15 protein-coding genes are annotated in these 17073 nt (G+C 62.7%); 6 read left to right on the top strand and 9 right to left on the bottom strand.

The genetic code is table 11. The features are described 5' to 3' along the window. Positions 1-13 precede the first annotated feature (13 nt). The 5 genes from infB to pnp all read left to right on the top strand — a co-directional run bounded on the left by infB (position 14) and on the right by pnp (position 6732). Complete coding sequence (gene infB, locus V3388_RS02075; RefSeq protein ID WP_336365857.1) at positions 14-2554, top strand: translation initiation factor IF-2; 2541 nt, start codon at positions 14-16, stop codon at positions 2552-2554. After that, positions 2554-2985, top strand: coding sequence for a 30S ribosome-binding factor RbfA (gene rbfA / locus V3388_RS02080; RefSeq protein ID WP_336365858.1), 432 nt, complete (start codon positions 2554-2556; stop codon positions 2983-2985). Before infB ends, rbfA begins: the two co-directional genes overlap by 1 nt. Next, positions 2982-3908 (top strand): tRNA pseudouridine(55) synthase TruB, encoded by a 927-nt coding sequence (truB, locus tag V3388_RS02085; protein WP_336365859.1) that lies wholly within the window; start codon positions 2982-2984, stop codon positions 3906-3908. The genes rbfA and truB overlap by 4 nt, the downstream gene beginning before the upstream one ends. An 81-nt stretch (positions 3909-3989) precedes the next feature. Then, a complete protein-coding gene (rpsO, locus tag V3388_RS02090; RefSeq protein ID WP_183699208.1) occupies positions 3990-4259 on the top strand; it encodes a 30S ribosomal protein S15 in 270 nt (89 codons plus the stop codon). Positions 4260-4617: 358 nt separating this feature from the next. After that, positions 4618-6732, top strand: coding sequence for a polyribonucleotide nucleotidyltransferase (gene pnp / locus V3388_RS02095; RefSeq protein WP_336366450.1), 2115 nt, complete (start codon positions 4618-4620; stop codon positions 6730-6732). Between the two features lie 137 nt (positions 6733-6869). Here pnp and V3388_RS02100 read toward each other — a convergent pair whose 3' ends face one another. The 9 genes from V3388_RS02100 to V3388_RS02140 all read right to left on the bottom strand — a co-directional run bounded on the left by V3388_RS02100 (position 6870) and on the right by V3388_RS02140 (position 16407). Continuing rightward, positions 6870-7835 (bottom strand): alpha/beta hydrolase, encoded by a 966-nt coding sequence (locus V3388_RS02100; protein WP_336365860.1) that lies wholly within the window; start codon positions 7833-7835, stop codon positions 6870-6872. Next, on the bottom strand, positions 7805-9670 hold the full coding sequence (locus V3388_RS02105; RefSeq protein ID WP_336365861.1) for an Lnb N-terminal periplasmic domain-containing protein: 1866 nt from the start codon (positions 9668-9670) through the stop codon (positions 7805-7807). Before V3388_RS02105 ends, V3388_RS02100 begins: the two co-directional genes overlap by 31 nt. Before the next feature lie 90 nt (positions 9671-9760). Then, complete coding sequence (locus tag V3388_RS02110) at positions 9761-10225, bottom strand: DUF3015 domain-containing protein (protein WP_336365862.1); 465 nt, start codon at positions 10223-10225, stop codon at positions 9761-9763. Positions 10226-10389: 164 nt separating this feature from the next. After that, positions 10390-11091: an ABC transporter ATP-binding protein gene (locus tag V3388_RS02115; RefSeq protein WP_336365863.1), complete on the bottom strand. Its 702-nt coding sequence runs from the start codon at positions 11089-11091 to the stop codon at positions 10390-10392. A 9-nt stretch (positions 11092-11100) separates the two neighbouring features. Continuing rightward, positions 11101-11856 (bottom strand): high-affinity branched-chain amino acid ABC transporter ATP-binding protein LivG, encoded by a 756-nt coding sequence (gene livG, locus V3388_RS02120; RefSeq protein WP_336365864.1) that lies wholly within the window; start codon positions 11854-11856, stop codon positions 11101-11103. A gap of 6 nt (positions 11857-11862) precedes the next feature. Then, positions 11863-13137 (bottom strand): high-affinity branched-chain amino acid ABC transporter permease LivM, encoded by a 1275-nt coding sequence (gene livM, locus V3388_RS02125; protein ID WP_336365865.1) that lies wholly within the window; start codon positions 13135-13137, stop codon positions 11863-11865. Beyond that, positions 13137-14060, bottom strand: a complete 924-nt coding sequence (livH, locus tag V3388_RS02130; protein ID WP_336365866.1) for a high-affinity branched-chain amino acid ABC transporter permease LivH — start codon at positions 14058-14060, stop codon at positions 13137-13139. The genes livM and livH overlap by 1 nt, the downstream gene beginning before the upstream one ends. A 163-nt stretch (positions 14061-14223) precedes the next feature. Then, entirely contained in the window at positions 14224-15336 is a 1113-nt protein-coding gene (locus tag V3388_RS02135) for a branched-chain amino acid ABC transporter substrate-binding protein (RefSeq protein ID WP_336365867.1), read from the bottom strand. Positions 15337-15492: 156 nt separating this feature from the next. Beyond that, a complete protein-coding gene (locus V3388_RS02140; RefSeq protein WP_336365868.1) occupies positions 15493-16407 on the bottom strand; it encodes a tetratricopeptide repeat protein in 915 nt (304 codons plus the stop codon). A gap of 151 nt (positions 16408-16558) precedes the next feature. Between V3388_RS02140 and V3388_RS02145 the strand changes: the two genes are divergently transcribed. Further along, positions 16559-17053: a MarR family winged helix-turn-helix transcriptional regulator gene (locus V3388_RS02145; RefSeq protein WP_336365869.1), complete on the top strand. Its 495-nt coding sequence runs from the start codon at positions 16559-16561 to the stop codon at positions 17051-17053. Positions 17054-17073: the final 20 nt, after the last annotated feature.

Here is a 17073-nt window from a genome sequence, read left to right on the forward strand (position 1 = left end):
GAGGAGGACCAGTATGGCTGAAGTGACGGTAAAACAACTGGCCGCGGACGTAGGCGCTCCCGTGGATCGTTTGCTCAAACAGATGGTCGAGGCGGGCCTGCAGGCGCGCTCCGAGAACGACGCTGTATCCAGCGATGAAAAGCAGCAACTGCTGACCTATCTGCGAAAGACCCATGGTGACGCGGATGCCGAGCCGCGCAAGATCACGCTCAAGCGCAAGACCACGACGACCCTGAAAGCGGGTCGTACGAAAACGGTGAACGTGGAGGTCCGCAAGCGCCGGACTTACATCAAGCGTGCCGAGCTGCAACCCGAAGCCGAGCAGGAAGAGGCGGTAACGCCGGAGACGCCGGTTGAAGCGCCCGCGGCTGAGGCGCCGGCCGAGGTATCTGCCGAGGCCAAGGCTCCGGCCGCTGAGTCTGAGCAGGCCACCGCGCCGGCCGCCGAGGACACCGGTACCACCGAAGCGGCCGCCGAAAGCACGCCGGCCGAGGCCATTGCCCCGGAAGACGTGCCGATGCCGCCGCCGGATCTGGACGGCAAGGATCGAAAGCCGAAGAAGAAGAAAGAAAAGGAAAAGACCCGCGAGCGGGGCGACGAGATCGAGGAAGGCAAGCCGAAGAAGAAGCAGGCTGGTCATCGTGGTCCGCGCAGCCGCCCGGTGGAAGAGCCGGTGATCCTCTCGGAAGATGAGGAAGAATCCGCACCGCGTAAATCGCTGCGGATGAAAAAGAAACCCAAAGAGAAGCGTCACGGCTTCGAGAGGCCGACCAAACCTATGGTCAGAGAAGTGGAAATTCCGGAAACCATCACGGTGGGCGACCTGGCCCAGCGGATGGCCGTCAAGTCCGCCGACGTCATCAAAACCCTGATGGGCATGGGCGTTATGGCCACCATCAACCAGGCACTGGACCAGGAAACCGCCGTGCTGGTGACTGAAGAGTTGGGGCACAAGGCGAAAGCGGTCAGCGACGACGCGTTCGAAGAAGAAGTGATCAGCGAGCTTGCGGAAAGCGCCGAGGGCAAAGAGCGGATCAAGCGGGCACCGGTGGTGAGCGTGATGGGTCACGTTGACCACGGTAAGACCTCCCTCCTCGACTACATCCGTCGCACCAAGGTGGCGGCCGGCGAGTCCGGTGGTATTACCCAGCACATCGGCGCCTACCACGTCGAAACCGACCACGGCATGGTGTCCTTCCTGGATACCCCGGGCCACGCTGCGTTTACCGCCATGCGTGCCCGCGGCGCCCAGTGCACCGACATCGTCATCCTGGTGGTGGCGGCCGACGACGGCGTGATGCCGCAGACCAAGGAAGCGGTAAACCACGCCCGCTCGGCGGGTGTGCCCATCGTTGTTGCCATCAACAAGATGGACAAGGAAGAGGCCGATCCGGACCGCATCAAGACCGAGCTGGCGGGTATGGACGTGATCCCGGAAGACTGGGGCGGCGATACCCAGTTCGTGCCGGTGTCCGCCCACACGGGCCAGGGCATTGATGCGCTGCTGGAAGCGGTGCTGCTGCAGGCAGAGATTCTGGAGCTGGAAGCCTCTCCGGACGCCGCCGCCCGGGGCGTGGTGGTGGAGTCCAGTCTCGAGCGTGGCCGCGGTTCTGTGGCCACCGTGCTGGTCCAGAACGGCACCCTGCGCCGTGGCGACATGGTCGTCGCCGGCGGCTTCTTCGGTAAGGTCCGCGCCATGACGGACGAGACCGGCAAGCAGGTCAACGAGGCCGGCCCGTCCATTCCGGTGGAAATCCTCGGCCTGAACGGCACACCGGACGCCGGTGACGAGTTCTTTGCGGTCGCCGACGAGAAGAAGGCGAAGGAGCTGGCCGAATTCCGCCAGACCCGTGAGCGGGAGCAGCGTCTGCAGCGCCAGCAGGCCGCCAAGCTCGAGAACATGTTCGAGAACATGGGCAAGGACGAGGTCAAGACCCTGAACGTGGTGCTCAAGACCGACGTGCGTGGTTCCCTCGAGGCCATCACCAAGGCCTTGCTGGACCTGGGCAACGACGAAGTGCAGGTGAAGATGGTGTCCTCCGGCGTCGGCGGCATCGCCGAGACCGACGTGACCCTGGCGGCGGCGACCAATGCCGTTATCTTCGGCTTCAACGTGCGGGCGGACGCGGCGTCCAAGCGCCTAGTGGAGCAGGAAGGCCTGGATCTGCGCTACTACAGCATCATCTACAACCTGATCGACGACGTGAAAGCGGCCCTGACCGGCATGCTGGCACCGGAGTTCCGGGAAGAGATCGTTGGTATCGCCGACGTGCGGGACGTGTTCCGTTCACCGAAGTTCGGCCAAGTGGCCGGCTGTATGGTGACCGAAGGCACCGTCTACCGGAACAAGCCGATCCGCGTGCTGCGTGACAACGTGGTGATCTTTGAAGGCGAGCTGGAATCCCTGCGCCGCTTCAAGGACGACGTTGCTGAAGTTCGCAACGGCATGGAGTGTGGTATCGGTGTGAAGGGCTATGACGTGAAAGTCGGCGACCAGATCGAAGTGTTCGACCGCATCCGGGTTGAGCGCAAACTCGAATCCACGGGGGCCTGATGGCACGCGAATACAGCCGTGTGGATCGCATTGGCGATCAGATGCAGCGGGAACTGGCGATGCTCATCCAGCGGGAGATCAAGGACCCGCGGGTGGGCATGGTCACCGTCAACGACGTGCGCGTTAGCCGGGATCTGGGCTACGCGGACGTCTATGTCTCCCTGCTCAGCACCGAAGAACTGACCGAAGCCTCGCCCGAGGTGCAGACCTCACTGGCGGTGCTGAACAAAGCCGCCGGGTTTCTGCGGGGCCAGGTGGGCCGGGCCATGAAGCTGCGCGTGGTGCCGCAGATCCGCTTCCACTTTGACACCCTCCAGGGTCAGAGCCGGAAGATGGATCGGCTGATCCGGGAAGCGGTCGGTGATCAACCGGCGGTGCCCCGTGACGACCACGACGACCCGGTCTCCGGCAATCCGGAGCGGGACGCTTGAGTCGTCGTCGCAAAGGGCGCGACGTCAACGGCGTGCTGGTGATCGACAAGCCTCAGGGGGTTACCTCCAACGGCGTCCTGCAACAGGTCAAGCGCCTTTACGGCGCGGCCAAGGCCGGGCACACCGGTGCGCTCGATCCGCTGGCCACCGGCGTGCTGCCCCTGTGTTTCGGTGAAGCCACCAAATTCTCCCAGTCCATGCTGGACAGCGACAAGGCCTACATCACCACCGCCCGCCTGGGCGTTCGCACGGAAACCGGCGACAGCGAAGGCGCCGTGGTGGAGGAACGTCCGGTACCGGAACTGACCGAGGCCACGGTGGAAGTGGTTCTGGACGGGTTCCGGGGCGATATCGAGCAGATACCCTCGATGTATTCGGCGCTCAAACACCAGGGTCGGCCGCTGTACGAGTATGCCCGTGAAGGCATCACGGTGGAGCGTCCGGCCCGGCCGGTGACCATCCACGAGCTGACCTTGCTGGCGCTCCGGGATGGAGAAATGGACCTGGCGGTGCACTGCACCAAGGGCACCTACGTTCGCTCCCTGGTGGAAGACATCGGTGAGGCCCTCGGCTGCGGTGCCCATGTGATTGCCCTGCGCCGCACCCTGGCGTCAGGCTACACCCTGGCGGACGCCCACCCGGTCAGTGAGCTGGAAGCGCTCCGGGAGCGGGGAGAAAGCCTGGATGGCCTGCTGCTGGCGCCGGACAGCGCGCTCACCATGTTCCCTGAGCTGCAGTTGCAGGGCGGGGCGCTGGTCTCGATATTGAATGGGCAACAGGTTAGAATGCAGGGTCAGCCTGCCACGGGGCCGGTTCGCCTTTATGGTGAGCAGGGGTTCGTCGGGCTGGCAGAAGCGTTACCGGAGGGCGATGACACCGTGTTGGTGCCCCGCCGTCTGGTGCAGGATCGCAGCGGCCGCTGAGGCGGTACGGGGCGAGTTAGCCGGGCTGTAGAGATGCGCGGTTCGGCCGGATAATCAGCATCGCAAACCAAGAGGTGACATATGGCACTGTCTGCCAGCGAAAAAGCACAGATCGTCAAGGATTTTCAGCAAGGTGACGGCGATACCGGTTCCCCTGAAGTTCAGGTGGCACTGCTGAGCGCCAACATCGATAAGCTGCAGGATCACTTCAAGGCCAACAAGCAGGATCACCATTCCCGCCGTGGCCTGATCCGGATGGTAAACCAGCGTCGTAAGCTGCTGGACTACCTGAAGCGGAAAAACGCCGACCGTTACCTGGATCTCATCCAGCGTCTGGGTCTGCGTCGCTAATCCGGGTCTTCGCGACCTGGCGCCGGTTTCCCCCGGGAGACCGGCCATCAGCCAGCGGCCCGTCCAGACTGCGGTTTGGATGGGCTGCTGGCTGAGCTTTACTGCCAAAGGCAGTCTGCAGTTGATGTTCCAGTGATACCGAAGGATTCCCTGTCGCAACCGAAAGCCGAAATTGATAGCAGGTTGTTGAAAAGCCCGGGCAGCGGACCGGGGTTTTGCAACAGCCTGTTAGCTTTCAGACGGGTTGCTCTTCGGCCTCACACGAACCGCTGCAGGAATAAACAGGGCCCGCAGACGCCGGACGCGCGTTCGGTGGGTACCAACCAGATGATTCGATAAGCAGGAGTTTGTTGTGGAACTGCAACCTTTCAAGAAAACGTTTGAGCTCGGCGGCCAGACCTACACTCTGGAAACCGGCCGTGTTGCTCGCCAGGCCACCGGCGCCGTTCTGGTCACCGCCGGTGACACCGCGGTCCTCGGCACCGTGGTTGGCGCCAAAGAAGCCAAGCCGGGCCAGCCGTTCTTCCCGCTGACCGTGAACTACTTCGAGAAGACCTACGCCGCCGGCAAGATCCCGGGCGGTTTCTTCAAGCGTGAGGGCCGCCCCTCCGAGAAAGAAACCCTCACCAGCCGACTGATCGACCGGCCGATCCGCCCGCTGTTCCCGAATGGCTTTATGAACGAAGTACAGGTGATCTGTACCGTCATGTCCGCCAGCAAGGAACAGGATCCGGACATCGCTGCCATGCTGGCCGCGTCCGCCGCACTGGCCATCTCCGGTATTCCGTTTGACGGCCCGATCGGCGCTGCCCGCGTTGGTTTCACCAACGAAAACAGTTACATCCTGAACCCGACCTTCGCCCAACTCGAAACCTCCCTGCTGGACATGGTGGTGGCGGGCACCGAAGACGCGGTGCTGATGGTGGAATCCGAAGCTAAAGGCCTGACGGAAGATCAGATGCTGGGCGCCGTGCTGTTCGCGCACCAGGAAATGCAGTCTGCCATCAACGCCATCAAGGAATTTGCCGCTGAAATCGGCAAGCCCCGTTGGGACTGGCAGCCGGAGGCCGTCAACACTGGCCTGCTGGAGGCTTTGCGCAGCGAGTTTGCTGACGCCATCGCCGAGGCCTACAGCATCCGCGACAAGATGGCCCGCTACGAGCGTCTGGGTGAGATCAAGGCTGCGGCCGTTGAGAAACTGGCCGGTGAAGAAGAAGGTCAGCCGGCGGAAGACGAGGTCAAGAAGTACTTCGGCAAGATCGAGAAGCAGGTGGTTCGCCAGCAGGTCATCGACGGCAAACCGCGGATCGACGGCCGGGACAACAAGACCGTGCGCCCGATCAACATCGAAGTGGGCATTCTGCCGAGCGTGCATGGCTCTGCGTTGTTCACCCGGGGCGAAACCCAGGCCATCGTGACCACCACCCTGGGCACCACCCGCGATGTGCAGATCATCGACGCCCTGGAAGGCGAGCGCAAGGACCCGTTCCTGTTCCACTACAACTTCCCCCCGTACTCCGTGGGTGAAGCGGGCCGCGTCGGCACCCCGGGCCGTCGCGAGGTTGGCCACGGCCGACTGGCCAAGCGTGGTGTGCTGGCGGTGATGCCGACCATTGAGGAGTTCCCGTACGCCATCCGTGCGGTGTCCGAGATCACCGAGTCTAACGGCTCCAGTTCCATGGCCTCCGTGTGCGGTTCCAGCCTGGCGCTGATGGACGCCGGCGTGCCCATCAAGGCACCGGTGGCCGGTATTGCTATGGGCCTGGTGAAGGAAGGCGACAAGTTTGCGGTCCTGACCGACATCCTGGGTGACGAAGATCACCTGGGTGACATGGACTTCAAAGTGGCCGGTACCAAAGACGGCGTCACCGCGCTGCAGATGGACATCAAGATCAACGGCATCACCGACGAGATCATGGAGCTGGCCCTGGAGCAGGCCCACGCGGCGCGTCTGCACATCCTTGGCGAGATGAACAAGGTGATCTCCGAGCCCCGCGCGCAGCTGTCTGATCGGGCGCCGACCATCACCACCATCAAGATCCATCCGGACAAGATCCGCGACGTGATCGGCAAGGGCGGCTCCGTAATCCGCAGCATCTGCGACGAAACCGGTGCTTCCATTGACCTGGACGACGACGGCAACGTGAAGATCTACGCCGACAACGCCGCGTCCGCCCAGGCGGCTGTGAATCGGGTCAAGGAAATCACCGCTGAGATCGAAGTGGGTGCGATCTACAAGGGCCGCGTTGAGCGCATTGTCGACTTTGGCGCCTTCGTGAACATCCTGCCGGGCAAAGATGGCCTCGTGCACATCTCCCAGATCTCCGACCGCCGCATTGAGAACGTCTCCGACGAGCTCAGCGAAGGCCAGGAAGTGATGGTGAAAGTGCTGGACGTGGATAACCGCGGCCGCGTGAAGCTGTCCATGAAGGAAGTGAAGGAAGGCGAGCAGCCGACCGACCTCTCTGCCTGATCGCAGATTGAGGTAGTGAAGTGAAGACAGGGGTCAGATGAGTTTCATCTGACCCCTTTTTTTCGCCTTCAATTTATCTCCGGGGTCAGATGAAGCTCATCTGATCCCTTGTTCTGCACCCCGGGGTCAGATGAATGTCATCTGACCCCTTTCCCCGCCTCCGCCATAAATCCCAGCACCGCCTCCCGGTACGCCGGAATCACAAAGGTGGCCGCGTGGGGCGTATCGGTCCTCAGAAACCGCTTGGGCTCGTTGGCGGCCTCATACAGCCGCACCCCGTTCATGAATGGCACGATGCCGTCCCGCACGCTGTGGATAATCATCACCGGCACCGGCGAAATACCGGCAATCCGGTCCACGCCTTCATAGTCATCGGGAATGGTCCAGCTCAGCGGCACCTGGAACGGCCAGGTCAGCCAGAAGCTGTCCAGCTTCTGCCGGGCGATGTCGCGGAAGCCGGCAAAGGTACTGTCGAAGATGGCCGCGGTGAGCGGTGGCCGCTCGCCCCGTTGCTGCCATTCGCTGGCCAGGGGAATGGCGAGGCCGCCGCCGAGGCTCTGGCCCAGCAGAAACAGCGGCGTGTTGCCGGCATCCGGGCGCTGGGCCAGCCAGCGCAGGCCCACTTCGGCATCGGTCAGTGCGCCGATGATATCCGGGGCTCCGGTGGATTTGCCGTAGCCCCGGTAGTCCAGGGTAAACACGTTGTAGCCGGCCTCGGGCAGCCAGGCGACGTTCAGAATGTGGCTGCTGATGTTCTGGGCGTTGCCGTGCAGATAATACACGGTGCCCAGGGCTTCACCGTCGCCGCCAACCGCCTTATTGTCGCTGGGTGAGGCATCGTTGGTCACGCCCTCGGCCGGCAGCCACCAGCCGTGCAGGCGTTCGCCGTCGGGGGTATCCAGGTAGACGTCCTGGTAGTCCAGATTAAGGCGATCCGGCGTTACGTAGGTCACCTGGTCCGGATAGAAGAACAGGCTGCTGCAGCCGCCCTGGAGCAGGGCCAGGGTAGCGACGCACAGAATGGCCGCCAGCCGGGCCGCGAGGCGCGGGCCTGCCAGTCGTTGTCGTCTGATCAGAAATACAGGCTCAGTCCCGCTTGCCATTCGCTCTGGTACCTCTCGTAGTGGTGCTCCCGGTTGAACTCACCGAACAGGCTGATGTCCCGGCTCAGATGCCAGCTGGCTTTCAGGTAGAGGGTGTCCTGCCGGTGTTGTTCGCTGACCATCCAGGCTTTGGAGCGGGCACCGCCCATCAGACTCACGCGGGGGCTCTGGTACAGCAGGCCCAGGTCGGCGCCGGGCGCCAGGTCAAAGCCCCGGTTCAGATCGTTGTCCACTTCCGCATCGGCGGTGGCCAGGGTAAACGCCTGCACGCCAGCGCCCAGCATCCAGCTCCCGCCCACGCCACCGTCCAGGTAGGGTGCTAAGACCCGTTTCTCCCCGGTGTCAGTGCGCCGTGCGCCCACCCCGACCTGCCAGGACAATGGCGAAAAGAAGCCGTCCCGGGGGCTCAGGGAGCGGATCTCAACGGCGGTCAGGTTCTCCAGCTGAAGCTCGTCGTTGTTGGTATACAGGCGGGCGTCCAGGCGTAAAAACTGGAGCTGGGCGCCAGGCCGGTAACCCTCGGGCGGGTCCAGCAGGTCGTGATAGGCGGGGCGGACGGTCAGCTGGGAAAATCCACGGTGGTCCTGCTGGCCGCCGGCAAGACTGACGCGAAACGTGTCGTGGCCCTGATCATCGCGAACCGGTGGAGCCGGCGGTTTCGGCACCGGCTTGACGCCGTCGATGTGGCTGCGAGCCACCAGCAGTTGTCTGGACAGGGGCGCGGCCAGCTCCCGGGGCCACTTTTCCTCGGTGCTCTGATAACGCACGTAATCGTAGGTGGCATCGAGCACGTGGGCCCGGGCCGTGGTCGGCAGAGAAGCAAGCTCCTGGCCATCCGGTTTGACGTAGCCGTCCGCCACGGCGCTGGCGATGGCCTGCTGGTCGTCGGTCAGGTGGTCCAGCTCATAGGCGACGGTGGTACTGGCAGACGGACGGTAGCGCACGTGGGAGACCAGGCCTTTGTCCACCACCCAGCGGACCGTGTCTGACGGAATGGCGTGGGTGGTCACGTTGTCCAGCAGCCGGGTCCCCGGACGAGCCACGTCGATCAGCGCCAGCAGTCGGTAGGCGCAGTTCTCGTCGAAGAAGTAGTAATCAAAGTTCTTGTCCCGCAGCTCCCAGGCGTGGGCGAGCAGCCGGTCCACCTCGTCCGGGGTCAGGTTCAGTGTGTATTCCCAGAGGTCGCGGTTCTCAATGTCCGAGTAGAGCTTGACCTTGTCGTAGTAGGGCTCGACGCTGGTCACGCCGGGGTAACCGCCAAAAATACCCCGGTAGGCGAACATCAGTTCGTTGTCCCGGGCGCCGGCATCGGCCGCGTAGGAAATCGTGCTGGCCAGCAGCAGGTTGGTGTTCTGGTCGTTGCCGGGCGGGTCCAGCCGCAAAAAGGTGTGGCCGAACATGGACGACGGGCTGTTCAGGTAGGAGGCGGCGAACACCAGGGTGACGGTTTGGGTGTTCAGGTCCCTGCGCCAGGTGTCGTAAGCGGGGCAGGGCGCCGGATCGGCCGGCAAATCCAGCTGGCGGCGAAGCCAGGCGTCCCGGGCCGGGAAGCGGCAGCGGGCCGACTCATCGCCACCGCCGGAAGCCTGTATGGCGGCGAGGGTGGCGTTCAGTTCGGCTCGGGGCGAGTGTTTGCCGTCGGGGCTCAGGAAGAACGCCGGGTCGTCGGCTTCACTGGTGTAGCCACTGCCAAAGGTATCCGGCTGGTAGTGCACCAGGTTAAGCCAGACGGGATCGTGATAGAGGCCCTCGGGAACCGCCGGTTCCGTGGCCAGCGCGGAGCTGCTGATCGCCAGGCAAAACAGGGCCTGAGCAGCGCGGGAAAGTGTGCCCATGGGCGTTACGGCGTCCTGGGTGGGTCGGTCGGATCTGCGGAAGTGGCGCCGTCCCTGGCGCCCGGGTCATCCGTGGAGACGGTACGGGGCTTAGGCCGCGACGTACTTGCTCAGGGTCTCGTCTTTTTCCATCAGGGCGACGATGGCGTCAACGGCCTGATCGGAGGTGGTGTCGGCGCTCGGGAAGATCAGCGCGAAGTTGTCCTGAAGTACCTTGCGGAAGGCGGCGCGGTCGGCCTGCTCAACGCCCAGCAGAACCGCCAGGGTGTCCAGGTTTTCGCCGGAGCCACGGGACATGTCACGGGCGACTTTGTCCACGTTGCTGTTCATGTACATGGCCATGGACTGAACGGCTTCGTTGGTCTGACAGCCGAGGGTGCCGGTGGTCATACCAAAGGTCTGGTTGCCGAAGCTGCCGTTGGTGGTCGCGGCCAGCACGTGGGGCGCGATACCGGACTGTCCTTTCCAGATCATGGCGCCAACGCCACAGCCCGGCTGGGCGAATGCCATGGAGGATGCGCCCAGAAGAATGGCACCTGCGATCAGTTTTTTCATTATCCACTCCTTGTCTTGATTTTAGCTGTCGTCGCAATGGCCGCTGCGCGGGGGAACCCCGGGCTAACGGAAACGGTGCTGACGGCTTTCTGCACGCTCAGTCAAACCGTTAGCTCGAGTATAGTGCATAAATGGCGTAGTGGAATGTACCAATCGGTGACGTATCACCCGCCCAGATACGCGTTTCGCACCTCCGGATTCTCCAGAAGGTTCTTGCCCGTGTCGTGTAGGCGGATACGGCCGGTTTCCAGCACGTAGCCCCGGTCCGCCAGGTTGAGCGCCTGGTGGGCGTTCTGCTCCACCAGAAACACGGTGATGCCCTGTTCCCGGAGCTGGCCGATGATCTCGAAGATCTGTTGAATCACGATGGGGGCAAGCCCGAGGGACGGTTCGTCCAGGATGATCATCCGGGGTTTGCTCATCAGGGCCCGGCCGATCGCCAGCATTTGCTGCTCACCGCCGGACATGGTGCCCGCCCGCTGGCTCTCGCGCTCTTTGAGCCGTGGGAACAGGTCGTACACGTAGTCCTGGCTCTTGCGGATCTCGGCCTTGGAGTTGAAGAACCCGCCCATGTGCAGGTTCTCTTCCACGGTCAGGCCTGAAAAGACACGCCGGCCCTCCGGCACAATCGCGATGCCCGAGCGCATGATGCGCGCGGTGGGCTCGTGGGTGATGTCCCGGCCTTCTAGCAGTACCCGTCCGGAGCTGGCCTGGGGGGACCCGCAGACGGTCATCAGGAGCGTGGTCTTGCCGGCGCCGTTAGCGCCGATCAGGGACACAATCTCGCCCTGGTTGACCTCAACGGAGACGCCGTGGAGGGCTTCAATCTTGCCGTAATGGGTATGAACGTTTTCTAGTACCAGCATGATGTGTCCTCAGGCCTCACCGAGATAGGCTTTGATCACGTCGTCGTTGTTGCGGATCTCTTCGGGCGTGCCGCTGGCCAGGGGGCGCCCCTGGTTGATGACGTTGATGCGATCGGAAATGCCCATGACCAGGCTCATGTCATGCTCAATCAGCACGACGGAGACGTTGTAGTCCTCCTTCAGGCTGACAATCAACTGGTTAAGGTCTTTGGTTTCCGCCGGGTTGAGACCCGCCGCCGGCTCGTCCAGCATCAGCAGTTGCGGCTCGGTGACCATGCACCGGGCAATTTCCAGGCGCCGTTGCTGGCCGTACGCGAGGTTGCCGGATTCCCGGTTGGCGAGGTCAATCAGGCCGACCCGCTCCAGCCAGTAACGCGCCCGCTCGAGGGACTTTTTCTCCCGCCGGCGGTAGTCCGGCGTTTTGAGCAGTCCGGCCACCAGGTTGGTGTTCAGGTGCCGGTGCTGGGCGACCAGCAGGTTTTCCACCACGGTCATTTGGCTGAACAGCCGCACATGCTGGAAGGTGCGCACCATGCCCAGGCGAGAGATCTTGTAGTCCGGTTTGCCCTGAACCTCCTGTCCCTGGAACAGGATCTTGCCGCCGGTGGGCTTGTAGAACCCGCTGATGCAATTGAACACCGTGGTTTTGCCGGCCCCGTTCGGGCCGATGATCGAGACGATCTCCCGTTCTTTCACGTCCAGGGAGACCTGGTCCACCGCCAGCAGGCCGCCGAAGCGCATGGACAGATTTTGTACTTCAAGCATTGTCCGTCACTCCTGCCGGGGATTCAGTTCAATGTGGATCCGTCGCATGGGCATCAGGCCCTGCGGTCGCCACACCATCATCAGCACCATGGCCGCGCCGAACACCAGCATCCGGTATTCGGAGAATTCCCGGGCCAGCTCCGGCAGGATGGTGACCGCAATGGCCGCCAGAATCACGCCGATCTGCGAGCCCATGCCCCCCAGTACGACGATCGCCAGGACAATCGCGGACTCCAGGAAGACGAAGGATTCCGGGCTGATGAACCCCTGCTTGGAGGCAAAGACGGTGCCGGAGAAGCCGGCAAAGAAGGCGCCGATGGTGAACGCGGAGAGCTTCACGGCGGTGCGGCTCAGGCCCAGGGAGCGGGCGGCGATTTCGTCCTCCCGCAGGGCTTCCCAGGCTCGACCTACCGGCATGCGCATAAAGCGGCGGATGACCAGGGCGGTGAACACTGCCAGCACCAGGGCAATCAGGTACAGGAAGATGACCTTGTGCTCGCTTGAGTAGGCAATACCGAACGTATCGTGGAAGGACACGTTGCCTTCTTCCTTGACCCGGCGACCAAACTCCATACCGAACAGGGTGGGTTCGGGAATGCCGCCAATGCCGTTGGGCCCGCCGGTGAGATTGGTCCAGTTGTTCAGCAGGATGCGGATGATCTCGCCAAAGCCAAGGGTCACGATGGCCAGGTAGTCGCCACGCAGTCGCAGCACAGGGAAGCCAAGCAGCAGGCCGAACAGGGCGGCCAGGCAGGCGCCCACCGGCAGCGCCATCCAGAACGAGAAATCCGCGTATTGGGCCAGCAGGGCAAAGGTGTAGGCGCCGACGGCGTAGAACGCTACGTAACCCAGGTCGAGCAGGCCTGCCAGGCCCACAACCACGTTCAGGCCCAGGGCCAGCATGATGTAGATCAGCACCAGCGTGGCCAGGTCAACGGAGCCCCGGGACACGAAGAACGGCCAGAACAGCGCCAGCACCACAATGCCGGTAATCACCCAGGATTCGATGCGGGCGCGCTTGTTTTCGGCCATGGGCTCTTTATCGGCCTTGGGCCGCAGCAGGGGCAGGCCACGAATCTTGTCCAGCAGCGATTCCCGATAGAGCTGGAACACGAAGACGAGAATCACGGCGGCGAAAATGGCCATGACCGTGGAACTGTCGGCGCCGGTCAGGGTGACGTTGACGCCCTGGGCTTCGAGGTTCAGGCCTAGAATGGGGTAGGAAATAATCAGGGTAATCAGCGCGCTGAAAAACGCGTGTCGTACGTTGTTGGCAGCCATCAGATTTTCTCAACCTCCGGTTTGCCGAGCAGGCCGGTGGGTTTGAACAGCAGAATCAGGATGAGCAGGCCGAACGACACCACGTCTTTGTATTCTGAGCTGAGATAGCCCGCCGTGAGACTCTCGGCGACCCCGAGGATCAATCCGCCAAGCATGGCGCCGGGAATGCTGCCGATGCCGCCGAGGACCGCCGCGGTAAAGGCCTTGAGGCCAGCGATGAACCCGAACAGCGGGTCAATGGAGCCGTAGTACATGCCCAACAGCAGGCCCGCGACGGCGGCCAGGGCGGCGCCAATCACGAACGTGGCCGCGATGATGCGGTTGGTGTCGATGCCCAGCAGGCTGGCCATGCCCAGGTCCTGGGAGACGGCCCGGCAGGCACGGCCGATCCGGGACCGGGAGATGAACGCCGACAGCGCGCTCATGCAGATCAGTGTGGTGACGAAAATGGTGATCTGCATGAAGGACACGCGGGCCTGGAAGCTGTCCGCGGGCCCAAACTCGAAGCCGCCCTGGATCAGCGCCGGGAAGCCGATGTTGCGGGAGCCCTGGGCGAGGTGCACGTAGTTCTGGAGGAAGATGGACATGCCGATGGCGGAGATCAGCGGGATCAGCCGGTGACGGCCCCGAACCGGTCGGTACGCGATCCGCTCTACGGCCCACCCCATGGCGCTTGAGACGATCATGGCGCAGACAAGTGCGACAAAAAGAATCAGGGGTAGCCAGGTCACACCGAGCGTGGCCAGCCCGGTGATGGTGATCAGGGCCGTGTAGGCGCCAATCATGTAGATTTCACCATGGGCGAAGTTGATCATGCCGATGATGCCGTAAACCATCGTGTAACCGATGGCGATCAGGGCGTAGGTGCTCCCGATCGTCAGCCCGTTGACGAGCTGTTGGAAGAGGTAGAGGAGGTCTTGCATTGTTTTTTGAGCTCCGGAGGCCTGCTCCCTCCGCCAGCCGGGCCTGGCGCCGGGTTATCCGGCGACGGGCTCGGGTGGAATCCGCAGGAGCCTAGAAAAACACCTTCCCCCGGATCGCGGCGGGAAGGTGCTCTCAGTTCTATCGTTCAGTAACGATTTCGGCTCATTTTACCGGAGTTTTGGTGCCATCTGAATGCCAACGGTACACCACGAAGTCAAACGACTTCAGATCGCCTTTCTTGTCGTACTGAACGGTGCCGATCGGCGTCTCGAAGCTGCCGCTGTGCAGAGCCTTGGCCACTTCGAACGGGTCCTTGGAACCGGCGGCCTCGATGCCCTCGGCCACCAGCTGAACCGCCGCATAGGAGGTCAGCACGAACGGGCCGGACGGGTCTTCGCCTTTGTCCTTGAACGCCTTCACCAGCGCCTGGTTCTCGGCTTTCTCATCGAAGCTCGGAGGCAGGGTCACCAGCAGACCTTCGGCGGCGTCGCCGGCGATGGTGTTGATGTCCTTGTTACCAACGCCCTCAGGGCCCATGAACTGGGCGTCGAGGCCGGCTTGCTTGGCTTGGCGCAGGATCAGGCCCAGCTCCGGGTGGTAGCCGCCGTAGTAGACGAAATCCACGTTTTCCTGCTTGAGCTTGGACACCAGGGAGGAGAAGTCCTTGGCGCCGGCGGTAATGCCTTCGAACATCACCACGTTGATGCCCTGGTCTTTCAGGGTGTCGCGCACGGCGGTCGCAATGCCTTCACCGTACTGCTGCTTGTCGTGGATAACGGCAACCCGCTCCGGCTTCTGGCTGGCGATGAAATTGCCGGCCACCGGGCCCTGCATGCTGTCGAGGCCGATGGTGCGGAACACCAACTCATAGCCGCGCTCCGTGATGTCTGGGCTGGTGGAGGCCGGGGTGATCATCAGCACCCCCTCGTCCTCGTAGATGTCGGAGGCGGGTTGGGTGGAGCTGGAGCACAGGTGGCCGACCACGTATTGGACGCCGTCATTGACCAGGCTGTTCGCCACGGTCACGGCCTGCTTGGGGTCACACACGTCGTCGTATTCCACGCCGACCAGCTTCTCGCCCATCACGCCGCCGTTGGCGTTGATCTGCGCGATGGCCATGCGAGCACCGGAGAACTGCATGTCCCCGTACTGGGCAACCGGACCGGTCATCGGGCCGGCAATCCCGATTTTGATATCGGCGGCGGCGTGGCCGGCGGACATCAGGGCGACGGAAGCGCTTACAGCGGTGGCAAGTTTTTTCACTGAGAGTTTCATTGGAGTGTCCTGTTGGGTTCAGGGTTATTCTTGTGTTCTCAACGCGTTAAACAAACACCACGGGCCCCTGGTTGTCAAGCGGCGCGGGCGGGTGCGGCGAAGGAACACGGCGCGTAGTCTGTCTCCTTCGCTCAAGCAATTGTTGTGCCTGCTGGCTTAGCTGTCGGTCGCCGGCTCGTCCCTATCGGGAAAGACCAGGGCCCGGAAGCTGTCGTGGTCGTGCAGCTGGGCAAAACTCGGGTCCACAGAGGCGTCGTCCCGGTAGGCCTCCGAAATGCAGATGGCCTTCTCCAGGGTACCCACCGCATCTTCCCAGCGGCCAATCTCGGCGTAGGCGCAAGCCAGTTGGTAGTGGGCGTGGCCGTTGTCCTGGTCCAGTTTCAGGGCGCGCTGGCACAGGCTGATGGCCCACAGCGGCTCCTGCATCTCCAGTACCGCGTCGGCCTTGTAGCTGAGTGCTTCCACGTCGTCCGGACGCAGGTCGAGAATGCGGTCGTAGGCGGCAATCTTGTTCTGCTGGGAAGTCTCCTGGCTTGCCTTCAACCAGAGCGAGTGCACCTCGTTGGTGCGCTCGATTTCTTCCTGGTTCTGTTGGATAATGTCCGACTTCTGTTGCAGCTGTTCCTCGATGTCCTTGAGGCGGCTCTCGTACTCCACCACCAGCTCATTGACGCGCCGCTCGGCGACGTTGCCCAGCTGATTGCGCATGTCACGGATGGAGTTCCAGCCGATGATCACCAGGATCGAGGTGGCGCCCGCGATCAGGTAGAAGAAGTAGGTCACCGTATCGGTGGCGTAGGACATGCTCTTGTCGGCCACCGTGAGTTCCTTGTCCGCCACTTTTTCGATCAGCTCCGCCCGGGTTTCGAGCATTTCCTTGCGCAAGGCTTTGGTTTCCTGCAGCAGGTAGCTTTCCACGAACGGGGTGTACATCGGCTTGTCCAGCGTGTTTATCCGCTGCTGAACGTCGTCCGCCGTGACGGCTTGGTCGGGCGCGTCTGCGGTTTCCTGGGCGTGCAGGGGGCTGATGATGGCAAGGAGCGCCGCGAGGATGACAAGGGTTCTGATCATCGGGCCTGATCCGTGTGTCGGGTGGGTTGAAGGTGCGAAACCTTAGCATAGTGAGCTTTGGTAAAAACCCCTACTTGCTTTCCCGGATCCAACGACCTCTAATAGTTAGTGGTGTAAGTATTGTGTTCAACGGTTCGACAGGAGCCACAATGTGAACAGCCATGAACAGGTTCTGGTCACCCTTCGCCGGGTGATCCGGGCGACCGACCTGCACTCCAAGCGCTTGAGCAAGCACGCAGGCCTGACCGGGCCCCAGCTGCTGATCATGCGCACCATCCGGGACCTGGGCGAGGTTACCATCGGCACCATTGCGGACAAAGTCAGCCTGAGCCAGGCCACCGTCACCACCATCCTGGATCGGCTCGAGCACCGCAAACTGGTGTACCGGGTCCGCAGCACCCAGGACAAGCGCAAGGTCCATGCCCACCTGACCGAGGCCGGCGCCGACATCCTGTCCCGGGCGCCGAACCCGCTGCAGGAAGATTTCATCGAGAAATTCCAGAGCCTGGCCGAGTGGGAGCAGACCATGATCCTGGCGTCCCTCCAGCGCGTCGCCAACATGATGGACGCCGACGACATCGACGCTTCCCCGGTGCTGGATGTGGGGCCCGTTCTCAAGGACGACGGCTGGAAAGAGAAGGCCTGAATAAAAACGGGGTCATGAAA

The sequence above is a fragment of the Marinobacter sp. C2H3 genome (assembly GCF_037080155.1).
Lineage (GTDB): Bacteria > Pseudomonadota > Gammaproteobacteria > Pseudomonadales > Oleiphilaceae > Marinobacter.